Below are 23,841 nucleotides of genomic sequence, written 5' to 3' on the forward strand. Positions count from 1 at the left end.
GTCACTTGCCCTTCTCGGCCAGAGCCAGGTCGACGAGTGCTTCCAGGTCCAGCGCCGCCAGTTCGTCCGCGTCGGCGTCGGCGTCGGCGTCGGCGTCGGGCGATCCGGCGTCGGGTTGCGACGGCGCGGCGGCGCACGCCAGGATCTGCTCCAGCAGGCCCGCGTCGCGCAGTCGGTCGATCGGGATGCCGCGCAGCACCTCGCGGATCCGCGCGTCGTCGTCCCCGTCCGCACTCGTGCGCTCCGCGGGGCGCAGCAGGTCGAAGACGTGCTGCCCCAGCTCGCGGGGGGTCGGGTAGCTGAAGACGAGGGTGGATGCCAGGCGCAGCCCGGTCGAGGAGGCCAGGCGGTTGCACAGTTCGACCGAGGTGAGCGAGTCGAAGCCGAGGTGGGTGAACGCCTGGTCGGCGTCGACGGTCGTGCCGGCGGGGTGTCCGAGGACGACGGCGACCTGGTCGCGGACCCAGTCGAGCACGGCCGCCTCTCCCTCGCTCTCGGACAGCCCGGCCAGGCGGGCGGGCAGGCCGAGGGAGCCGGCGCCGGCGGCGGTGCTCGCGCGGGTGCGGGCGGGGCGGCCGGCGGTGACGAGGTCGCGCAGGAGCAGCGGGAGGTCGTCGGCGGCCCGGCTGCGCAGCGCGGTGAGGTCCAGTCGGGCCGGGATCAGGACGGGCTTGTCGATCGTGCACGCGGCGTCGAACAGGCCCAGTGCCTCGGCGCCGGGCATCTCGGCGATGCCGAGGCGGCGGATGCGCCGCAGGTCGACCTCGTCCAGGTTCTCGGTCATCCCGCTGCGCTGTTCCCACCAGCCCCAGCACAGGGACGTGCCGACCCGGCCGGACGCCCTGCGCTGCGCCGCGAGGCCGTCCAGGAAGCCGTTCGCGGCGGCGTAGTTGGCCTGGCCGCCGGTGCCGAGCGTGCCGGCGAGCGCGGAGAAGAGCACGAACGCGGACAGGGTGTGTTCGCGCGTCAGTTCGTGCAGGTTGATCGCACCGCCGGCCTTGGCCCGCAGGGCGCGGTCCAGGCTCTGTGCGGTCTGCGCTTCGAGAGTGCCGTCGGCGAGTACGCCCGCCGCGTGCACGACGGCGGTCAGCGGGTATCCGGGCGGCATCTCGGCGAGCAGGTCCGCTACGGCGGCCCGGTCCGCGACGTCGCAGGCCGTGACCCGGACGAGGGCGCCGGCCGCCTCCAGGTCCGCGACGAGTTCGGCGGCGCCGTCGGCAGCCGGGCCCCGCCGGCTCGCCAAGACCAGGCTGCGTACGCCGTGTTCGGCGACGAGGTGGCGTGCCACGAGCGAGCCGACGCCGCCGGTGGCGCCGGTGACCAGGACGGTTCCGCCGCCGAAGCCGCTGCCCATGTCGAAGATGATCTTGCCGATGTGTCGGCCCTGGCTCATCTCACGAAACGCCCCGCGCGCGTCGCGGATGTTGCGTACGGCGATCGGGTTCAGCTGCACGCGCCCGTCGGCGAACAGTTCCATGACCGCGCGGAACACCTCGTGGATGACCTCGGGGCCGGCCTCGTAGAGGTCGAACGCCGCGTAGTCGACGCCCGGTTGCCCGGCCGCCACGTGGTGCGGATCGCGGATGTCGGTCTTGCCCATCTCGACGAAGCTGCCGCCCTCGGGCAGCAGGCGCAGTGAGGCGTCGACGAAGTCGTGTGCCAGGGAGTTGAGCACGACGTCCACGCCGCGACCTCCGGAGGAGGCCAGGAAGGTGTCGGCGAACTCCAGGCTCCGCGACGAGGCCAGGTGCGCGTCGTCGAGCCCGAGGGCGCGCAGGGTGGGCCACTTGGCCGGACTCGCGGTGCCGTAGATCTCGGCGCCGACGTGCTTGGCCAGTTGTACGGCGGCCATCCCGACGCCGCCGGCCGCGGCGTGGATCAGGATCCGTTGGCCCTTTTCGAGATTGGTCACGTGGAACAGGGCGTAGTAGGCGGTGAGATAGGCGCCCGGTACGGATGCCGCCTCGGTGTAGGTCCACCCGTCGGGGATGGGCATGAGCAGGCGGTGGTCCGCCACCGCGATGCGGCCGAAGGCGCCGGAGAAGATGCCCATCACCCGGTCGCCCGGGGCGAGTTCGGTGACGTCGTCGGCCACCTCCAGGACGGTTCCGGCGCCCTCGCCGCCGATTCCGGCGTCCAGGGCGGTGCGCTCGACCAGTCCCAGGGCGATCGTGACGTCGCGGAAGTTGAGGCCGGCGGCCTGCACGGCGATCCGGACCTGACCGCTCGTCAGCGGCGCCTCCACCTCGGGGCAGGGAATCCAGGTCAGGTTCTCCAACGTGCCCTTGGTGGGGATGCCCAGCCGATACGCGCCGACCGCGGGCGGCTCGATCCGGTTGTCCGCGGGGGCGGCGGCGGTCAGGCGCGGCACCAGGTAGGCGTCGCCGCGCAGGGCCAGTTGCTCCTCGTCGAGGGTGAGCGCTTCGCGGATGCGGGGCCATGCGGCGGCCACGTCCTCGACGTCCACCAGTCGGAACCTGCCCGGGTGTTCGGTCTGGGCGGACCGGATCAGGCCCCAGACGGACGCGCCGGGCAGGCTGTCCACCCGCTCCCCGCCGCCGGTGTCCACGGCCAGCCGGGTGAGCACGACCAGCGTGGATTCGGTGAGCGTGTCCTCGGCGAGGAACCGTTGCACGCACTCCAGGACGCGGGTGTCCGTGTCGGCGACGGCGGCGAACAGGTCGGTCTCGGACGCGGCGACGTCGTCCGGGCACAGCACGATGTGTCGCGGCGCCTCCCCCGCGAGGAGTTCGTCGAGGCTCGCGTGGAACACGACGTCCTCGTCCGCCGGTTCGCCGAGTCGGGTGGGCGAGCCGAGCACGGCCCACCGCCCGGGGGGTGTCGCCGGCTCGACCGCGCGAACCGGGCGCCAGGCGAGTTCGTACAACGACCGCTCGCCGCGCGCCGCGCGCAGGTGTTCGGCGCTCGCCGGTCGGAACGTCAGCGCCCCGACGTGCGCGACCGGGCGGCCCCGCTCGTCGGCGATCGCCACCGACACGGCCCGGTCGCCGGCCGCCGGGTCGGCGGCCGGCGAGAGGCGGATCCGCACGGTCGAACCGCACTGCGCGAACCGCTCCACCCCGGACCACGAGAAGGGCATCCAGCCCTGGTCGGCGCCGATCTCGACGACCCCGCCGGCGACCACCGCGTGCAGCGCGGCATCCAACAGCGCCGGATGCAGGGCGAACCCGGCGGCCGAGCCGTCGTCATCCGTCGGCAGCGTGGCCGTGGCGAACAGGTCGTCGCCGAGCCGCCACACCTCGCGCAGCCCGCGGAACACCGGCCCGTAGTCGAAGCCCGCGTCCGCGAAGGAGTCGTACAGGGCACCGATGTCGACCTGTTCCGCCCCGGCCGGCGGCCACGCGACCGGCGCGGCCGCGTGCTCGGCTCGCGCGCCGCCCGGTGCCAGGCTCCCCGTCGCGTGCCGGGTCCACCCGCCGGCGGCGCGGTCCTCGTCGTCGTCGGGGCCGGAGTACACGTCCAGCGTGCGGCGTCCGCTCTCGTCCGCCGCACCGACCACGACCCGGATTCGCACCTCGCCCGTGTCGGGGACGATCAGGGGTACCTCCAGGGAGAGTTCCCCGATCGTGGTGCATCCGACGAAGTCGCCCACCCACAGGGCCAGATCCAGGTACGCGGTCGCCGGTACCACGACCGCGCCGAACACCGCATGGTCGGCGAGCCATTCGTGGGTGCGCAGCGACCATCGGTCGGTGAACACCACCTCGTCGGTACCGGGGTGCTCCACCACCGCGCCGAGCAGTGGGTGTTCGGCGGCCGAGAGACCGGCGGAGGCCACGTCCGCCGTGCCGGTCCCGGCCCGGAAGTCCAGCCAGTAGCGCCGCCGTTGGAACGCGTACGTCGGCAGGTCCACCGGCCGCCGTGCGGCGCCGAGCAGGGCCGCCCAGTCCACGGCGCCGCCGCGGACGTGCAGTTGGGCCAGCGAGCCGATCAGGGTGGACACCGGCCCGCGGTTGCGCCGCGACGCCGACAGGGCCACCGCGTCGGTCACGCCGACGGCGGCGAACGCCTCCTTGGCGATGCTCGTGAGGGCCGAACCCGGGCCCATTTCGTAGAAGACGCTCGTGCCGGCCGCCCGGGCGTTCTCCACGGCGGTGAAGAAACGAACGGGTTCGCGGACGTGCCGTACCCAGTGCGCGACGGACGTCAGTTCCTCCACCGTGCTCTCGCGGCCCGTCCTGGTCGAGACGATCGGGATCGCCAGGCGTCCCGTCGGGAGTTCGCCGATCGACGCGGCGAACTCGTCCAGGATCGGATCCATCAGCGGCGAGTGGAACGCGTGGTCGACGTCGAGCAGTTTGGCCGAACCGCCCTCGGCGACCAGCCGGTCCCGCAGTTCGACGACCTGCTCGCGGGCGCCGGAGACCACCACCGATTCCGGGCCGTTGACGGCCGCGATGCCGAGGTGGTCGTATCCGTCGAGCAGCGCGTCCACGGCGTCCTCCGAGGCGCGTACCGCCAGCATGGCGCCGCGCTCGGTGACCGTCTGCATGAGCCGGCCGCGCGCGGCCACGAGCCTGGTCGCGCCGTCCAGGTCCAGAACGCCGGACACGTGCGCGGCGGCGATCTCGCCGACGGAGTGGCCGATCAGGTGGTTCGGCTCCCCGCAGAACCCGGTCAGCAGCCGGTACAGCGCGACCTGGAGCGCGAACAGCGCGGGTTGCGCCACGTCGGTGCGCTGCGCTCGGGCCTCCTCGGGCGCCTCGGCGAGCAGCAGGGCCTTCAGCGCGAAGGGAAGGTGGGTGTCGAAGCGCGCGCAGACCTCGTCGAGGCTGCGTGCGAAGACCGGGAATGTGTCGTACAACTCCCGGGCCACACCGGCCCATGGAGAGCCCTGCCCCGGGAACATGAAGACCGTACCGCCGAGTTCACCGACTACGCCGCGCACCAATCGCGCGGAATCGGCGCCCTCGCCCAGCGCCGTCAGACCGCTCAGCAACTCGTCCCGGTCCCGGCCCAGCACCACCGCGCGGTGCTCGAACCGTGACCGGCTCGCCACCAACGACCGGGCGATGTCCAGGACATGCGCGTCCGGTTCGGCGTCCGCGAACTCGCGCAACCGCTCCGCCTGGGCCCGCAGCGCCGCCTCGGAGCGTGCGGACACCACCCACGGGATCACCTCGACGAGGTGATCCGCGCTCTCCGGCGCCCCCTCCTCGGACGCGACCTCCTCGGGCGCCTCCTCCAGGATCACGTGCGCATTGGTGCCGCTGGCCCCGAAGGCGGACACGGCCGCCCGCCGGGGTCGTCCGGGGGCGCTCGGCCAGGGCCTCGCCTCGGTGAGCAGTTCCACCGCCCCGGCCGACCAGTCCACGTGCGTCGACGGCCGATCCACGTGCAGTGTCCTGGGCATGAGCCCGTGCCGCATCGCCATGATCATCTTGATCATGCCGCCGACGCCCGCCGCCGCCTGCGTGTGGCTGATGTTCGACTTCAACGAGCCCAGCCACAACGGGTTCTCGGGGTCGCGGTCGCGGCCGTAGGTGGCCAGCAGTGCCTGTGCCTCGATCGGATCGCCCAGCGTGGTGCCGGTCCCGTGCGCCTCCATCACGTCCACGTCGCCCGCCTGCACCCGGGCGTTCGCCAACGCGGCTCGGATCACCCGCTGCTGGGCGGGACCGTTCGGCGCGGTCAGCCCGTTGGATGCACCGTCCTGGTTGATCGCCGAGCCCCGGATCACCGCCAGGATCCGCCGCCCGTTGCGTCGCGCGTCGGACAGCCGCTCCAACACCAGCACCCCGACGCCCTCGGCGAATCCGGTGCCGTCGGCGGCGTCCGCGAACGCCTTGCATCGGCCGTCCACGGCCAGTCCGCGCTGGCGCGCCATCTCCCGGAACACCTGTGTGGTCCCCATCACGGTGACGCCCCCGGCCAGGGCCAGCCCGCACTCGCCCTGCCGCAGCGACTGCACCGCCTGGTGCACCGCCACCAGGGACGACGAGCACGCGGTGTCGGTGGATATCGCCGGACCCTCCAGGCCCAGCGCGTACGCCACCCGCCCGGACGCCACGCTCAGCAGCGAACCGGTCTGCCCGTAGCCGGAGATGACCTCGGGGGTGGAGAAGTGGTTGCCGTAGCCGAAGTAGGCCAGACCGGCGAACACGCCGGTGGCGCTGCCGCGCAGGGTGTGCGGGTCGATGCCGGCCCGTTCCAGCGACTCCCACGCGGACTCCAGCAACAACCGGTGCTGCGGGTCGGCGGCCAACGCCTCGCGCGGGTTGATCCCGAAGAACTCCGCGTCGAAGTCGCCCGCGTCGTACAGGAATCCGCCCGCGCGCGTGTTGCAGGTGTTCGGCCGGTCCGGATCCGGGTTGTAGAGCCGGTCCAGGTCCCAGTGACGGTCGTCGGGGAAGTCCGACACCGCGTCCCGACCCTCCCGCACCAGGTCCCACAACGTCTCGGGCGAGTTCACCCCGCCCGGGTAGCGGCAGGCGATGCCCACGACGGCGACGGGCTCGGCGGCGGCCTCCGTCAGCTCGTTCAGACGCCGACGGGTGTCGAGCAGTTCGATCGACGTCCGCTTGAGGTAGTCGAGCACATCGGCGTTGTTGTCGTTTGTCATCGCTCTCCCCTAGCCGAGCTCTTTGTCCAGCAGCGAAAGCAGTTCGCCGGCCGATGCCGCACTGATCCGGTCGGCGATCCCGATCGGCGCTCCGTCGCCGGCCAGGGCCCGTGCGCGGCCCTGCAGTTCGCCGAGCAGCGTGGTGATGGTGGCCTTGTCCGCCGCGGCGAGGTCGCGGAACGCGTCCTCCAGCCGGGCCCCCAATCCCTCGATTTCCTGGGTCAGGCGATCGGTCGGGGACAACGGGTCGGCGACGGAGTCGGGGTTGATGCCCGCGTACAGGAATCCCGCGAGGGCGGCCGGGTTCGGGTAGTCGAACGCGAGCGTGGCGGACAACTTCAGCCCGGTCACCGCCGTCAGCCTGTTCCGCAACTCCAGCGCCATGAGCGAGTCGACCCCGAGGTCCTTGAACGCCGAGGCGGGGCCGACCCGCGCGGCGTCGGCAAGGCCGAGCACACTCGCGGTCTGCGTGCGCACGGCGTCGAGCAGCAGCGCCTGCGCGTCGGCCGCGGGCAGCGAGGCGATCCGCTGCGCGAGTGCGATGTCGGCGGTCTCCGCAGCGACAGGGCTCGAACCACCGGGACCGGCGGGCTCCGCGACCAGCGCGCGCAGGAGCGGCGACAACACCTGCCCGGCACTCGGCGCGCCCGGCGCCGGCAGGCCCAACCGCACCGGCACCAGCACCGGCTCGTCCCGCGCGATCGCCGCGTCGAACAGCGCCAGTCCCTCGTGTGTGGCCATCGGCCGCACCCCCTGTCGGCGCAGGCGCGCGATGTCCGACTCGCCGATGTCCGCTCCCGCCTCGGTGCGTTGCGCCCAGTAGCCCCAGCACAGCGAGCCGGCCGCGAGCCCCTGGGCCCGACGGGCCTCGGCCAGGCCGTTCAGGAACGCGTTCGCCGCCGCGTAGTTGGCCTGCCCCGCCGTACCGAGCACGCCCGCGATCGAGGAGAACAACACGAACGCGGACAGGTCCAGGTGCCTGGTCAGTTCGTGCAGATACCAGGCGCCGCGCACCTTCGGCGCGAGGACCGTGTCCACCCGCTCCTCGGTCAGCGATTCGACGACCCCGTCGGCCAGCACGGCCGCGCAGTGGATCACCGCCGTCAACGGGTGCTCCGCCGGCACGCCGGCGATCAGCGCCGCGACGGATTCGCGGCTCGTGACGTCGCAGGCGACGATCTCGACCTCGGCTCCCGCCTCGATCAACTCCTGCCGCAGTGCGGCGGCGGCCGGAGCCGTCGGCCCGCGCCTGCCGGCCAGCAACAACCGGCGCACCCCGTGCCGCTGCACGAGGTGCCGGGCCAACGTCGCGCCCAGGCCGCCGACCCCGCCCGTGATCAGCACCGTCCCGGAGCCCAGGCCGCGGGCCCGGTGCTCGGCGGAAAGGGCCGGCACGTGGACCAGTTGCGGGGTGGTCACCACGCCCGCCCGGATCCTGAGCTGGGCTTCCCCGGTCTCGGCCACCGCCGGCACGCGCGCCCACGAGTCGGGGCGGTCGTCCGTGTCCACGAGTGTGAAGCGGCCCGGGTTCTCGGTCTGCGCGGTGCGTACGAATCCCCAGATCGCGGCCGCGACGGGGTCGGTGTGGTCGGCCGGGCCGTCGGCGAGCGCATCCCGCGTCACGATGACCAAACGCGAGTCGGCGAACCGGTCCTCGGCGAGCCAGCGTTGGGTCCACCGCAGCACTCGGTGCAGGTTGCTCTCGACCAGGGCAGGGGTGTTGCCGACGCCCGCGTCGGTACGCTCGACGGTGGTCACCACGATCGGGGGAATCGGTCCTTCGGAGGCGGCGAGTTCGTCGAGGTCGGCGACGAGGGACCCGCGCGCCCCAAGGGACGCGGTGAGTTCGTCGGGCGGCCCCGCCACGGCGAACCGGCCCGCGGCCGGCCCGGACGGGGCCGTGAGCGGGACCCAGTCCACCCGGAACAGCGAGTCGCTTCGGTCGAAGCCCAGTTCGGTCAGTTCCGCGACGTCGACGGGTCGCAGCGTCAGCGACTCGACACCGCCGACGGGGGCTCCGTGGCGGTCCGCGACGGCCACGGACCGGGCGCCCTCGCCGGTGGGTGCCAGCCGTACGCGCAGCATGGTGGGCGCGGCGGAGGTCAGCCGGATGCCCGTCCAGCGATGCGGCAGCCGGCCCTCGTCGCCGTCCCCCGGGCCGATCGGCAGCAGCGCGGCGTGCAGCAGCGCCGGGTGGATCCGGAACCGGCCCGGGTCCGCACCGTCGGCTGCGGGCAACTCGACTTCGGCGAAGAGGACTTCACCGCTGCGCCAGACCCGCTTCAGGCCGCGGTACAGCGGCCCGTGGTCGAACCCGAGCGCGGCCGATCCGGCGTACGCGTCCTCGACGGACACCTCGACCGCGCCCGGCGGCGGCCACGCCGCGAGGTCGGGCTCGCGCCGGCCGGCTCCGGTGTCGCCTCCGACGGACCCGACGGCGTTGCGTGTCCACTCGGGCTCGCCCGGGCCCTTGGAGTGCACGGCGAGCATGCGCTTGCCGTCGATCACCACGCGGATCTCCCGCTCGGCCGTGCGGGACAACACCAGCGGTGTCTCCAGGGTGAGTTCGTCGACGACGTCGCAACCCACCTTGTGCGCCGCCCACGCCGCCAATTCGACCAGCGCCGTTCCCGGCACCAGTACCGCGCCGTGCACCACGTGGTCGGCCAGCCACGGCCGGCGACGCACGGACAACCGCCCGCTGCCCACCAGTCCGCCGCGTTCGCCGTCGTCGGGCAGGTCGATCACGGCGTCGAGCAGGGGGTGGTCCGAGCTGCTCGCGGAGGCACCCTCCACGGGCAGGTCCAGCCAGTAGCGCTCCCGTTGGAAGGCGTACGTGGGCAACTCGACCGCAGGCCCGTCGCCGCCCGGGAACACCGCCTCCCACGACACCGGAACGCCCGCCACGAACGCCTCGGCCATCGACCGGTACAACCGGGCCGGGCCTCCGTCGCCGCGGCGCAGCGAGCCCACCACCACCCCGCCGGCGCCGGGGGTGTTGTCGAGCATGTCGCGGATGTTGATCGTGAGCAGCGGGTGCGGACTCATCTCGATGAACGCGCCGTGCTCGGTGTCGAGGAGGCTGCGCATGGCGGCCTCGAACTGCACCGGCTCGCGCATGTTGCGGAACCAGTAGGCGCCGTCCAGTCCCGCCGTGTCGAGCGGCCCACCCGTGACCGTCGAGTGGAAGGCCACCGGCGAGGACACGGAGGTGACCCGGCCCAGGAGGTCCCGTAGCGGCCCCTCGAACCGGTCCACCAGGGGCGAGTGCCCGGGTACGCTCGCCGGGATCCACCGGGCGCGGGCGCCCTCGGCCTCGCAGAGTGCGACCACCTCCCGGACCGCCGCGGCCTCGCCCGCGATGGTGGTCGAGTAGGGGCCGTTGATGCCGGCGATCACCACTCCGGGGCCGACCCGCTCCAGCATTTCCCGGACCCGCTGTTCGGGCAGCACGATCCCGGCCATCCCGCCGTCCTGGTCGGCGGTGGCCAGCAGTTGCGAGCGCAGGGCCACGATCCTGGCCGCCTCCCGGAGGGTCAGCGCGCCGGCCGCGCAGGCGGCGGCGATCTCGCCCTGGGAGTGCCCGATCACCGCGTCGGGAATCACCCCGAAGGAACGCCACACCCGCGCCAGCGACACCATCACCGCGAACAACACGGGTTGCACGACCTCGATGCGCTCCAGGTCCGCGCCTTCCGGCTCGCCGCGCACGGTGTCGATCAGCGACCAGGGCACCCACGGCGCGAGGGCCTGGGCACACTCGTTCATCCGCTCGGCGAAGACCGGGGAGGTGTCGAGGAGTTCCCGGCCCATGCCGACCCACTGGGAGCCCTGGCCGGGGAAGACGAACACCGTCTTGCCGAGGGGCTCGACGGTGCCGGAGACCACGCCGGGCGGATTCCTGGTCGTACCGACGTCGGTGCCCAGGCGGGCGAGAAGTTCGTCGCGGTCGGCGCCGATCACCACCCGGCGGTGCTCGAACAACGACCGTGTCGTCACCAGCGCACGGCCCGCGGCCGCGAGCGGCAGGTCGGGGTCGGCGGCCAGGCGGTCCCGCAACCGCAGCGTCTGCTCCCGCAGTGCCTCGGCCGAGCGTGCCGACACCACCCACGGCACCGCCCCGGGACGCGGTTCCTGAACCGGCGCGGTCGCCGGCTCCGCCGCCTCGGGTGCCTCGGGCTCCTCGGGTGCCTCTTCGAGCACGACGTGCGCGTTCGTACCGCTGATCCCGAAGGACGACACGCCGGCGCGCCGGGGCCGTCCGGGCGTGGCGGGCCATTCCCGGGCCTCGGTCAGCAGTTCCACCGCGCCGGACGACCAGTCGACGTGCGGGGTCGGCCGGTCCACGTGCAGCGTCTTCGGCAACACCCCGTGGCGCATTGCCATGATCATCTTGATCATGCCGCCGACGCCCGCCGCGGCCTGCGTGTGGCCGATGTTCGACTTGAGCGAGCCGAGCCACAGCGGGCCGGCGGCGCCGCGGCCCTGTCCGTAGGTGGCGAGCAGCGCCTCCGCCTCGATGGGGTCGCCCAACCGGGTGCCGGTTCCGTGCGCCTCCACCGCGTCCACGTCGGCGGGCGAGAGCCCGGCGTCGGCCACGGCGGCGCGGATGACCCGCCGCTGCGCCAGTTCGTTCGGCGCGGTCAGCCCGTTGGAGGCCCCGTCCTGATTGATCGCCGAGCCCCGGATCACCGCCAGGACGCGCCGGCCGTTGCGCCGCGCGTCCGCCAGCCGCTCCAGGACGAGCACGCCCGCGCCCTCGCCCCAGCCGGTGCCGTCGGCCGTCTCGGCGAAGGACTTGCACCGCCCGTCGGCGGCCAGGCCGCGCTGCCGGGCTGCCTCCACCAACATCCCGGGGCTCGGCAGCGCCGACACCCCGCCGGCCAGCGCCAACGTGCACTCCCCCGCGCGCAGGGACCGCACGGCCTGGTGTACGGCGACGAGCGACGCCGAGCACGCGGTGTCGATCGAGATCGCCGGTCCCTCCAGGCCCAGTACGTACGCCACCCGGCCCGAGGCCACACTGGTGTACGTCCCGGTCATCGAGTGGCCCTCCACCTCGGCGGCGGCCCCGCCGCCCATCCGCGGGCCGTAGTCGACCGCGTAGATCCCGGTGAACACCCCGGTCGCCGAACCGCGCAGGCCCAACGGGTCGATCCCGGCCCGCTCCAGCGCCTCCCATGACGTCTCCAGGATCACCCGCTGCTGCGGATCCATCGCCGGCGCCTCGCGGGGGCTGATCCCGAAGAACGCCGCGTCGAACTCGGCGAGATCGGGGAGGAATCCGCCCGAGCGGGTGTACGTCCTGCCCTGCGCCGCGGGGTCCGGGTCGTACAGCGCCTCCAGGTCCCAGCCGCGGTCCGTCGGGAAGTCGCCCACCGCGTCGACCCCGCCGGAGACCACGTCCCACAACCCTTCGGGGGAGTTCGCCCCTCCCGGGAAACGACACCCCATGCCCACCACCGCGACCGGCTCGCGAGCGGACTCCTCCAACGCGCGCACCCGCTCACGCAACTCCTGCGCGTCGCCGACGGCACGGCGCAGGTAGGACCGGAGCTTGTCGACTTCCTCCACGGGAACTCCCCCAACGGTTACTCGGACGAACGGGTGGCGCTACACGTATCCGCGGTCGATCAATGCGTACAATTCGTCGTCGCTGCGGCTCGCCGAAGGTGTCTCCGGCACCGGGGTCGGGGCCGCTGCCGAGGTCGGCGTCGGCAGCGATTCCGGTGCCGTTTCCGGGACTTCGGGGGCTGTCGGTCCGAGCAGGGTGAAGATGTGCCGGGCGAGCGCCTGTGGGGTCGGGTAGGTGAACGCGACGGTGGCGGGCAGTCGTACACCGGCCGCCGTCGTGAGCCGGTTGCGCAGCCGTACCGCCATCGAGGACTCGAAGCCCAGGGCCTTGAAGGTCTCGGTCGACCTCGCGGCGAGTTCGGCGCCGGTGACGGGCGCGTCGGGCGTGCTCAGCAGCGCGGCCGTCTCGGCGCACACGAGCTTGCGCACCGCGGATTCCGAATCGAGCTCCCTCGTACGGGGGTTCGCATCCGCCGGGGTGGTGTCGGCGGGTGGTGTCAGCCAGTACCGCCGCCGCTGGAACGGGTAGGTCGGCAGGGCGATCCGGCGCGGCCGGGCCGCGGCGAAGCAGGCCGTCCAGTCCACCGGCACGCCGCGCACGTACAGTTCGGCCGACGCCGCCAGGACCCGGCCCATGCTCCCGTCGTCCCGGTGCAGGGTGCCCGACAACACCGGCGAGGCGGCCAGCGCGTCGGCGGTCTCGGCCATCGCCACCGCGAGTACCGGATGCGGGCTGACCTCCACGAACACGCTGCCGCGCACGCGCATCAGGTCTTCGATCACCTCGCCGAATCGCACCTTCGAGCGCAGGTTGTCGTACCAGTACGCGCCGTCGAGCCCGCGGGTGTCGAGCGGGCCGCCGGTGACCGTGGAGTGGAACGCCGCGGCCGACGCCCTGGGCGTGATGCCCTCGGCGGCGGCGAGCACGCGGTCCCGGATACGTTCGACCTGGTGCGAGTGCGACGCGTATTCGATCCTGACCCGGCGTACCCGGACACCGTCGCCGGCCGCCATCGCGGCGAACTCCGCCAGTGCCTCCAGGTCGCCGGAGATCACCACCGAGCCCGGCCCGTTGACCGCGCCCACGGACAACCGCCCGGCCCACGGCCGCAACCGCTGCTCGACCCAGTCCAGGGGCGCGAACACCGCGTTCAGCCCGCCCAGTCCGGCCAGTTCGGTCAGTGCCGTGCTGCGCAGCGCGACCACGCGGGCCGCGTCGTCGAGGGAGAGCGCGCCCGACGCGCAGGCCGCGGCGATCTCCCCCTGGGAGTGCCCCACCACCACGTCGGGGACCACGCCCAGCGAGTGCCAGACCCGGGCCAGGGACACCATCATCGCGAACAGCGCGGGCTGCACCACGTCGTCGCCGCGCTCCAGCAGCGCCGCCGAGTCCATCCCCGTGACCACGTCCGGCAACGACCAGTCCAGCCACGGTTCCAGGGCCCGCGCGCACTCGTCGATCGAGCGGGCGAAAACCTCCGACTCCGCGTACAACCGCCTGCCCATACCCGCCCACTGCGACCCCTGGCCGGGGAAGACGAAGACGATCGGGCCGGGCGGGTTCGCCGCGACCCCGCGCAGCACGCGGGCCGAATCGCCGCCCCCCGCAAGGAGATCGAGCCCGGTCAGGGCCTCCTCGCGGCCGGCGCCCAGGACCACCGCCCGGTGGGCGAAGGATGCTCGGGTGGAGACCAGCGAGTGGCCCACGTCGGCCGCCGACGGTGTCGCGTCCGCGCTCAGCCGGTCCCGCAGCCGTGCCGCCTGCTCGCGCAGGGCGGGCTCGGTGCGCGCCGACAGCACCCAGGGCATCGTCCCCGCGTCGACGACCCCGGGGCGACCCTGCTCCTCCGGTGCCTGTTCGAGGATCACGTGCGCGTTCGTCCCGCCCAGGCCGAACGCCGACACCCCCGCTCGTCGCGGCCGGTCGGCCGGGCTCGGCCAGGGCCGGGCGGCGCCCGGGACGTCGAAGTGCTCGTGGAAGTTCGTGATGGCGGGGTTGGGCGTTCGGAAGTTCGGGTGTGGCACCAATCGCGCACGGTCCAGGCACAGTGCGGCCTTGACGAAACCGACGATGCCGGCGGCCGGTTCCAGGTGCCCGACGTTGGCCTTGGCCGAGCCGATCACCAGGGGGCGATCCCGCCCGGTCGCCCGGAACACCTCGCGCAGCCCGGCCGCCTCGGCCGGATCGCCGACGCGGGTCCCGGTGCCGTGCGCCTCGACGTAGTCGACGGTGTCGAACGGCACGCCGGACCGCTCCAGCGCGGTGCGGATCGCCGCCGCCTGCCCGGCCGGGCTGGGATCGGGCATCCGGCTGGTCGCACCGCCGCTGCCCACCCCCCAGCCGCGCACCACCGCGTAGATGTGATCGCCGTCGGCCACGGCCAGGTCGAGCCGCTTGAGCAGGACGAAGGCCCCGCCCTCGCCCCGGACGAAGCCACCGGCGCGTTCGTCGAACGGGAAGCAGCGGCCCTCGGGCGACAACGCGCCCAGGTTCGCCAGGCCCAGGCCCGCCTCCGGGTCGGCGATCAGGTGTACACCGCCCGCGAGCGCCAGATCGACCGCGCCGGCGCGGATCCGGTCGCACGCGAGGGCCAACGACACGAGGGAGGAGGACTGGCCCGAGTCCGCGCACAGGCTCATCCCGCGCACGTCGAACAGGGTCGAGATCCGGTTCGCGATCCACGCGCCGCCGGTCCCGAGCGCGGCGTAGTGGTCGTCCCGGTCCCCGCCGGACAGCTTGCGCAGCACCTCGTAGCCGGAGGGCGCGCTGCCGACCACGACGTCGATCTCCCGGCCGGCCAGCGCGGCCGCCGGCATCCGGGCGTCCTCGACGGCCTCCCAGGCCAGTTCCAGGCCGAGCCGCTGCACGGGGTCCATCGCGGTGGCCTCCGCCGCGTCCGTGCCGAAGAACTCCGCGTCGAACCCGTCGATGGCGTCGAGGAAGGAACCCGCGTTGACCGTGGCGGCGTCCGGGTGGGTCGAGCGCCGCACGTCGGCGGCCCGCCGCTCGGGGAAGGTCCCGATGGTGGACCCGCCGTCGACCAGCAGGCGCCAGAACTCCTCCGGACCGCGCACCCCGGGGAAGCGGCACGACATCCCGACGACGGCAATATCGGTGGCTGCGCCACTCATACGAATTCCTTCCGATTCCCTCGCCGGCCGGCGCCCGCGGGCCGCCCCGCCTTCACCGCCGTTTGCCGTCACCGCCGTCACCGCCGGGTGGTCAACAGCTTCAGCAGCTCGTCCGGCGCGTTCATGAAGTCGTGGTGGCCGCCCTCGACGACCCGGATCTCGACCGAATCCGCGTACCGATGCCATCCCTCCAGTTGGTCCGGCGTCACGTCGGGGTCGTCGCGCCAGTGCAGGACGACGATGGGACAGCCCAGCCGAACCGGTTCGACCCTGCGGTAGGCGCGCGCGGCTGCGAGGTCCTCGAGCAGCACGCTCATCCCCACCTCGACCATGTCCGGCCGCGGCTCGATGCCCCGCCCGCGCACCACCGACACCAATTCGGCACGCAGTTCGGCCTCGGTCATGGTGAGCATGCGATCGCTCGCGGCGTCGTGCGGCGCGGGTTGGCCGGACACGAACAGGCAGTCCGGCCCCGGCAGATCCAGTTCGGCGAGCCGGACCACGGTCTCGAACGCGGGCAGCGCGCCCGCGCAGTGCCCGAAGAATGCGAACGGCCGGTCCAGGCGCGCCGCCAGCGGTTCCACCAGGGCGGCGGCCAGATCCTCGTAGGTGCCGTAGTGCGGTTCGGCCAGCCGGCTCTCCCGGCCGGGGAACTGCACGGGGCAGACCTCGACGTCGTCGATCGTGGCCGGCCAGGCGCTGAACGCGGAGGCGCCGGAGCCGGAGTAGGGGAAGCAGAACAGCCGGGCCGGGTGGTCGCCGGCCGGTGGCCGGACGAACCACGGCGACGAGGCGGGGGCGCTGCCGGATGTCATGGCGTCGTTCGTTTCTGGGCGACGATGGGGAGGTGGGTCATCCCGGCGATGAAGTACGACCGCAGGTGTTGCGGCTCGCCGTCGAGTTCGATCGAGCCGAAGCGGCCGAGCAGTTCCTCGAAGAAGATGCGCAGCGTCTGCCGGGCCAGCGGGCCGCCGATGCAGTAGTGCGGTCCGAACCCGAACGCGACGTGGCGGTTCTCGCGCCGGGTGACGTCGAATTGGTGCGGGTCGGTGAACTGCGACTCGTCCCGGTTGGCCGAGCCGATCCACGCGACGACCGCGCCGCGGGCGGGGATCGTACCGCCGCCGATCTCGGTGTCGTCGACCGCGTAGCGCATGAAGTTGCACGCGGCCGAGGTCCAGCGCAGTCCCTCCTCGACCAGGGACGGCACGAGCGAGGGGTCGGCCTGGACCTTGGCGAACTGCTCGGGCCGCTCGATCAGCGCGTGCACCGTGCCCGAAACGGTGTGCGGCGTGGTCACGTTGGCGCCGAGCAGGATGCTGTAGCCGTCGAGCGCGATCTCCTCGTCGGTCAGCGGCGCGTCGCCCGCTCGCACGGTCATGAGGTGGTCGAGCAGGCTGCCGTCCTCGCCTCCGGCGGCCCGCCGCCGTTTGACCCATTCGGTGACATAGGTGACGAGTTCGTGGTGGGAGATGGCCAGCGTCGCGGCCTCGCTGCCGTGCTTGAAGTGCGGGTCCGAGGGCGCGGTGACCATCGCGGTCAGCTGTACCAGCTCGTCCCAGTCCCGCTCGGGGATCCCGAGCAGCGGTCCCGCGACGATCATCGGAAGCCGGTGCGCCTTCTCGGCGAGGTCGAACGTGCCGCCGTCGAGGGCCGGTTCGAGAAAGCGCACGATCGCCTCCCGGATCCGGTCCTGCCACGAGGCCACCGCGCGCGCGGTGAGCCGCGCGCCGATCGCCCGGCGCACCTGGGTGTGCCGCGGCGGGTCGGTGGAGGTCATCAGCTTGCCCGCCGCGACGTCGTCCTCCCCGAGATGGGTGACCACCGTGCCGCGCTCGGAGGTGAACCTGCGGTGGTCGCCGAGTACGGCGCAGACGTCGTCGTAGCGGGTCACCGACCAGAACTCGCGGCCATCCGGCAGGACTTGGTGGTGCAGCGGGGCCTCGGCGCGCATCACGTCCCAGATCGGGTGCGGATCGCCCGAGGTGTACAGGTCCAGGTCGAACAGGTCGACACGGTCGAGGTCGATCTCGCGTGCGGCACCCGGCGTCAACCTCACGTTCGCGCCCTTTCCTGTTCGATCAGTTCGGCGACCCGGGCCGGCGTCTGGGCCAGGTAGAACCCGCGCACGGAGAGGGCGACGCCGTAGTCCTGGGCCACCCGATCGATGATCTTGATCCCGATCAGCGAATTGCCGCCGATCGCGAAGAAGTCGTCGTCCGGCCCGACCTCGCGTCCCGGGAGGAATTCCCCCCACAGCGCCGCAATTTCCGGTACGAGGGCGGTCGGCGCACCCGTCGGCGCCGCCTGCCCCTCCGATGTCTCGTCCTGTTCGCCTCGTTCGTGGATACGCGGCAACGATTCCATGGCCGGCCTCTCCTTCCTTCGCCGAACGGATCGGGAATGCGCCGGCGAACCGGCATGACAACGCCATCCGCAGGCGTTGTGCCCGCTGTTCGATGATTGGTTCGTGCCGGGGGCTCCGGGACCCCGAGGTGAAAGCGACCGCCTGTGCACGCCGACCGAAGAGCGTTACGGTGGGCGGCTGTCGGGGCAAACTCGCGTCGCCAACATAAATCGCCGGGGAAACCCGGTGCAAGGGACGGTGGTCCGCGCACACCGACGGACGCCGATGTCCCGCCGACAGGACAGTAATACGACACCGGCCGGCCAGGGACGCCACGGCCTCGACGAATGCCGTGGATCGCCCGGGCATTGATTCCGGCGCCGTCCGGTTTTTCGGCGGCAGCTGCCCATCGCCTCGAAATCGGTACCGAATTCCCGCGCGGTATCGACACGCGGACGCGCCATATCGCGATCGAGGTCCGTCAAGGTTTCGGGGTCCGGTCGGACGGTCCGAACAACCGTGGCAAAATCGGTGGGTGCAGATCGGGATGCTGGGTCCTTTCGAGGTTCGCACGGACGCCGGCGGTACGGCCGACGTGCCGGGCGCGCGGCTGCGCGCATTGCTGATCGCCCTCGCACTGAGAGCGGGCCACCCGGTTCCCAAGGCCGTGCTCGTGGACTGGATCTGGGGCGAACACCCGCCCGTCGACGCGACGAACGCACTGCAACGCCTGGTGTCCCGGCTGCGCAAGGTGCTGCCCGACGGGGTGATCGAGGGCCGGCCGGACGGTTACCGGCTGATCGTGGAACCCGACGCCGTCGACGCGGTGCGGTTCGAACGCCTCGTGGCCGCGGGCCGCCTGCGCACCGAGGACGCCTCCCGACGGGTGCGCCTGCTGCGCGAAGCCCTCGACCTGTGGCGCGGGGCGGCCATGCAGGACGTCGGTCTGGCGGACAGCGCCGCGTTCGACGCCGCGATCGTGCGCCTGGAAGGCTTACGCCTGACCGCCACCGAGGAGCGGTTCGACGCGGAGGTCACCCTCGGGCGCGGCGCCGAGGTGGTCACGGAGCTGACCGACCTGGTGGCCACACATCCGATGCGGGAACGGTTCGCCACCGCGCTGATGCGCGCCCTGGTCGCGACCGGTCGCGACAGCGACGCGCTGCTGGTGTATCAGCGCACCAGGGAGGCCCTGGCCGACGCGCTGGGCGTGGACCCATCTCCGGAGCTGGCCGCGTTGCATGGCGCGCTGCTGCGGGGCGAGTTGGGTCGACGGGAGGAGAACCGCAGGAGCAACCTGCGCGCCGAGTTGACGACCTTCGTCGGGCGCGACGCCGACACCGCCGCGGTTCGCGAACTCGTCGCCGAGCACCGGCTCACCACGGTGATCGGGCCGGCGGGGGCGGGCAAGACCAGGTTGGCCACGGAGACCGCCCGCACCCTGCTCGACGACCTGCCGGACGGGGCCTGGCTGGTGGAACTGGCCGCCATCGGCACCGACGGCGACGTGGCCCGCGCCACCCTCTCCGGCCTCGGTCTGCGTGACGCGCTGCTCGGCGCGGCGCCGAGCGTGGAGCCGACGGACCGGCTGATCGCCGCGATCCGCGAGCGGGAGGCGCTGCTGATCCTGGACAACTGCGAGCACGTGATCGAGTCCGCGGCGGTGTTCGCCCACCGGGTGCTCGGGGAGTGCCGGCGGCTGCGGATCCTGGCCACGAGCCGCGAGCCCCTCGGCATCACCGGGGAGGCGCTGTGGCTGGTCGAGCCGCTGGCCCTGCCGGACGCGGACGCGAGCCCCGACGAGATCGAGGCCGCGCCCGCCGTCCGGCTGCTGCGCGACCGAGCCGGGGCGGTGCGCCGGGACCTGTGGATCGAGGCCCCCGCGCCGGAGACGATGGCGCGCGTGTGCCGGGCGTTGGACGGGATGCCGCTGGCGATCGAACTGGCCGCGGCCCGGTTGCGCACCATGTCCATCTATCAGCTCGCCAACCGACTCGACGACCGGTTCCGTCTGCTGACCAGTGGCAGCCGGACCGCACTGCCTCGACACCGGACACTGCGCGCGGCCGTCGACTGGAGCTGGGAACTGCTCACCCACGTCGAGCGAGTGGTCCTGCGTCGGCTCTCGGTGTTCGCCGGTGGGGCAAGCCTGGAGGCGGCCGAACGGGTCTGCGCCGGCGACGCGGTCGAGCCGGAGCAGGTCCTCGAACTGCTCACCGCGCTGACCGAGAAGTCGCTGCTGCTCGCCGAGGGCGACCGCACCCAGCGTTACCGCATGATCGGCACGATCAAGGAGTATTCCCGGCACCGGCTCGCCGAGGCGGGGGAATCGGACCGGGCGCGCCACGCGCACCTGGCCTGGTTCACCGAACTCGCCGAGACCGCGGAGCCGCATCTGCGCCGCGCCGAACAGTTGGAATGGCTCGCCACGCTGGAGACCGAGCACGACAACATCAGCGCGGCGATGCGTGGCGCACTGGCGGCAGGCGAGGCGCAGGCGGCGATGCGACTGGCCGCGGGCACGGGTTGGTACTGGTGGCTCAGCGGCCACCGGACCGAGGGCATCGAGCTGATCATCGCGGCCACCCGCACGCCGGGCGAGGTGACCGACGAGACCCGGGCCATGGTGTACGCGCTGGTCGTGCTGTTCGTCAGTTCCGGGCGCGGCGACGAGCACCAGGCGGCGGTGTGGATCCGCGAGGCGCACCGGTTCAGCCTGCGCAGCCGACGCCGCTACCCGCTGCTCGGACTCGTCGCCGCGCTGGAGCGCCTGTTGCAGGCGCCCGACGCGTTCCTGCCCGCGTTCGAGCCGCTGCTCGACAACGAGGACCCGTGGGTACGCGCGCTTGCCCGGCTGCACCTGGGCAAGATGCGGATCATGCTCGGCCAGGGCGGGCGGGACGCGGACGCGTATCTGGAGATGGCGCTGGCCGAATTCCGGGAGATCGGCGAGCGGTTCGGGATCTCGTTCGCCCAGACGGAGTTGGCGGATCGCATCGCCGTGCGCGGCGAGTTCGCCGGCGCGTGCGAGCACTACGAGCAGGCGATCGCGGTGGTCACCGAGGTGGGTGCCCTGGAGGACGTGATCCGGATGCGCTCGCGGCAGGCGCAGTTGTACTGGTTGCTGGGCGACGAGGAGGCCGGCGCGGCCGCCCTGGCCGAGGCGGAGCGGCACGCGAAGCGGGTCACCTGGCCGGACGCGCTGGCCGAGTTGGCCTTCGCGCGTGCGGAACTCGCCCGGTGGAGCGGCGATACCGGGGAAGCGCATCGGCAACTCGGCGTCGCGACGGCCATGTTGGGCGAGGAGGCGCAGCAGGCGAACGTGCGGGCGGCCACGCACGACCTGCTCGGCTATCTCGCCGAGGACGTGGGCGAGGCGCGGGAGCACCGGGCGGCGGCCTGCCGGGCGGCGACCGAGGCGGGTCACGCGCCGGTGATCGCGCAGGTGCTCGTCGGGGTCGCGGACCTGGCGCTGCGTCGCGACGATCCGGTGCAGGCCGCGCGGTTGCTCGCGGCGAGCGCGGACGTACGCGGGTTGCCGGACCGCTCCCATCCGGACGCGGCGCGGATCGAGCAGAACGCGCGACGCCGCCTCGGCGACGGGGGTTTCGCCGAGGCGGCTCGGGAAGGGACTCAAACGCACTGGTCCCGGCTTGTCGCGGTCACGCTCGCTTCTTGAAGGTGGACACCGCCCACACGTACCCCACGAGAGCGAGCCCGATGCACCAGGCGATGCCCGCGAGCGCGTCGCCGGTCGACGGGTCGCCCGCCAACAACCCGCGCAGCGTCTCGATGATCGGGGTGAAGGGCTGGTATTCGGCGAACTGGCGCACTCCGGCGCCCATCGTGTCCGCGGGCACGATGGCGCTGCTCAGAAACGGGAGCATGATCAGCGGCACGGTGGCCAGGCCCGCCGATTCCGCCGACTTCGCGGCCAGCCCCAACGCCACGGTGAGCCAGCTGGCCGCGACGGTGAGCAGGACGACGAAGCCGAGCACGCCGAGCCAGTCGAGGGCGCTCGCGTCCGGGTCGAACCCCATCGCGAAGGCCACCGCGATGATCGCCGTGCAGGCCACCAGACAGCGCACCGTGGTGACGATGACCTGTCCGGTCAGCACGGCGCCGCGGGAGATGTCCATCGCCTTGAAGCGGTTGATGATGCCCTTGGTCATGTCGTCGTTGACGGCCGTCGCGGTGGACCCGAGCCCGTAGCTGACGGCCATCACGAGCATGCCCGGCGTCGCGTAGTCGATGTAGCTCTCGCCGACCTCGAAGGCACCGCCGAGCACCTTGACGAACATCAGCAGCAGCACGATGGGGAACAGGATCGCGTTGAACAGCACGAGGGGGTTGCGCATGGTGTGCTTGAGGTTGCGGCGCAACATGATCGTCGAGTCGGCCCACGCCGTGGCGACATTGCTCACGACGCGACCGCCTCCTCGCTCGGGTGCCCGGTCAGGGCGAGGAAGACGTCGTCGAGGTCCGGGGTGTGCACGGAGAACTCCTGTGCGTTGATCGAGTACTCGTCGAGCCGGTCCAGCAGGGCCCGCAGCGACTTCGACTGGCCGTCGCTGGGCACCCGCAGGAGCAGTTCCTGGTCGTCTCTCGTGCCGCCGCGCAACACGCGTGCCGCCGCATCGAGTTCGTCGAGGTCGGTGAAGCGGAGCCGGACGTGGGTGCCGGGGACCTGACGCTTGAGTTCGTCGGGGGTGCCCTCGGCGACCAACCTGCCCTGATCCAGGACCACGACCTGATCGGAGAGGTGGTCGGCTTCGTCGAGGTATTGGGTGGTGAGGAGAATGGTGGTGCCGTCGGCCACCAACTCGCGCACGATCCCCCACATCGTGCGCCTGCTCCGCGGGTCCAGGCCCGTCGTCGGCTCGTCCAGGAAGATGATCCGCGGGTCGCCGACCAGTGTCATCGCCAGGTCCAGCTTGCGAGTCATACCGCCCGAGTAGGTCGAGATGCGCTTGTCCGCCGCCTCGACCAGGTCGAAGCGCTCCAGCAGTCGTTCGACCACCCGTTCCCCGGAGCGCACCCGCTTGAGGTCCGCCATCAGCTGCAGGTTCTCCCGGCCCGACAACAGCTCGTCCACCGCGGCGAACTGGCCGGTGACCCCGATGGCCGCGCGTACCTGCCTGGTCGCGGTCAGCACGTCGTGCCCGGCGACGTGCACCGTTCCGGCATCGGCCTTCAGCAACGTCGCCAGCACGTTCACCGTCGTCGTCTTGCCCGCCCCGTTCGGGCCGAGCATGGAGAACACCGATCCCTCGGCGACCTCGAAGTCGATGCCGTCGAGCACCACCCGGTCGCCATATGCCTTGCGCAGCCCGGAAACTGCGATCGCCGAACTTCTCATGCATCCACCATTTCCACGGTGACTGTCACCCGACTGTCACACCCCTGACACGGCCGCTGCCATGGCATTTCGTCGTATCGCCCCGGGTCGGGACGCCGCCCCCGGGCAGGCGGCGGCTCGTCACCTCGCGGTGTCGCGGGCGGACTGCGCCTCGATCAGATCCAGGATCTCCCGGGCGTGATCGACCAGATACATGTGATCGCCCGGAAACTCGGCGTATTCGAACGTGCTCGTGGTGGCGTCCCGCCACTCCCGGGCCTGGTCCGCGCTGACCAGGCCGTCGGAGCCGCCGCGAATCGAACAAATCGGCACCGACACCGGGTCGTCGGTGCTGGGCAGGTAGTTCTCGTGCATCTCGCAGTCGGCCTGCAACACGGGCAGGATCAGCTCGCGCATCTCCGGATGATCCAGTGCCTCGTGCCGAAACCCGGCGAACTCCTCCACCCGGGCCAGGAACTCCTCGTCCGGAAGGCCCGTCGCCCGCCGCTCGCGCTGGGTCCAGGGACCGGGCGAGCCACTGACGATCAGCCGTTCGACGGGCACGTCGCGCGTACTGAGCAGATGCACCAACTCGTACGCGAGCACCGCGCCCAGGCTGTGCCCGAACAACACGGTCCGCGTCCCGCGGCCGAGGTTCGCGACGATCTCGTCGACCGAGTTCTTGGCCGCCTCGACGACATTGCGATACGGCGTCTCCAGGATCCGCCGCTCCCGGCCGGGCAGTTCGACCGAGAGCAGGCGCCACCGGTCGCCGGCCGGTGCCCGCCACGGGTGGAAGAACGACGGTCCCGCGCCGGCGAACGGCACGCACAGCAGCGCGGTTTGCCCTCGATCCGGCGTGGACAT

9 protein-coding genes and 1 pseudogene are annotated in these 23,841 nt (G+C 72.6%); 1 reads left to right on the forward strand and 9 read right to left on the reverse strand.

Translation table 11 applies throughout. The annotated features are described in order from the left end of the window. Window position 1: 1 nt before the first annotated feature. From ACWGR4_RS22735 to ACWGR4_RS22760, 6 genes and pseudogenes are all read right to left on the reverse strand, one after another. Entirely contained in the window at window positions 2-6,583 is a 6,582-nt protein-coding gene (locus ACWGR4_RS22735) for a type I polyketide synthase (protein WP_452134232.1), read from the reverse strand. 9 nt (window positions 6,584-6,592) lie between these two features. After that, window positions 6,593-12,142 (reverse strand): annotated as a pseudogene (locus ACWGR4_RS22740) (SDR family NAD(P)-dependent oxidoreductase); the annotation flags it as partial. Between the two features lie 54 nt (window positions 12,143-12,196). Next, window positions 12,197-15,289 (reverse strand): type I polyketide synthase, encoded by a 3,093-nt coding sequence (locus ACWGR4_RS22745; protein WP_452130700.1) that lies wholly within the window; start codon window positions 15,287-15,289, stop codon window positions 12,197-12,199. Window positions 15,290-15,366: 77 nt separating this feature from the next. Beyond that, a complete protein-coding gene (locus ACWGR4_RS22750) occupies window positions 15,367-16,104 on the reverse strand; it encodes a thioesterase II family protein (protein ID WP_452130701.1) in 738 nt (245 codons plus the stop codon). Next, entirely contained in the window at window positions 16,101-17,348 is a 1,248-nt protein-coding gene (locus ACWGR4_RS22755; RefSeq protein ID WP_379997756.1) for a cytochrome P450, read from the reverse strand. Before ACWGR4_RS22755 ends, ACWGR4_RS22750 begins: the two co-directional genes overlap by 4 nt. Further along, the gene (locus ACWGR4_RS22760) at window positions 17,345-17,656 is read right to left on the reverse strand and encodes a phosphopantetheine-binding protein (RefSeq protein WP_379997758.1); all 312 of its coding nucleotides are present in this window, start codon (window positions 17,654-17,656) and stop codon (window positions 17,345-17,347) included. The genes ACWGR4_RS22755 and ACWGR4_RS22760 overlap by 4 nt, the downstream gene beginning before the upstream one ends. A gap of 515 nt (window positions 17,657-18,171) precedes the next feature. On the opposite strand from ACWGR4_RS22760, the gene ACWGR4_RS22765 reads away from it, so the two are divergent. Continuing rightward, complete coding sequence (locus ACWGR4_RS22765) at window positions 18,172-21,315, forward strand: BTAD domain-containing putative transcriptional regulator (RefSeq protein ID WP_452130702.1); 3,144 nt, start codon at window positions 18,172-18,174, stop codon at window positions 21,313-21,315. Here ACWGR4_RS22765 and ACWGR4_RS22770 read toward each other — a convergent pair. The 3 genes from ACWGR4_RS22770 to ACWGR4_RS22780 all read right to left on the reverse strand — a co-directional run bounded on the left by ACWGR4_RS22770 (window position 21,299) and on the right by ACWGR4_RS22780 (window position 23,841). Next, window positions 21,299-22,060 (reverse strand): ABC transporter permease, encoded by a 762-nt coding sequence (locus ACWGR4_RS22770; protein ID WP_379997762.1) that lies wholly within the window; start codon window positions 22,058-22,060, stop codon window positions 21,299-21,301. The two genes, ACWGR4_RS22765 and ACWGR4_RS22770, sit on opposite strands and share 17 nt — an antisense overlap. Then, on the reverse strand, window positions 22,057-22,995 hold the full coding sequence (locus ACWGR4_RS22775) for an ATP-binding cassette domain-containing protein (protein ID WP_452130703.1): 939 nt from the start codon (window positions 22,993-22,995) through the stop codon (window positions 22,057-22,059). Before ACWGR4_RS22775 ends, ACWGR4_RS22770 begins: the two co-directional genes overlap by 4 nt. A 120-nt stretch (window positions 22,996-23,115) precedes the next feature. Further along, window positions 23,116-23,841 carry a thioesterase II family protein gene (locus tag ACWGR4_RS22780; protein WP_379998669.1) on the reverse strand — a complete coding sequence of 242 codons (726 nt, stop codon included), beginning with the start codon at window positions 23,839-23,841 and terminating at the stop codon, window positions 23,116-23,118.

This window comes from Embleya sp. NPDC055664, assembly GCF_053618075.1.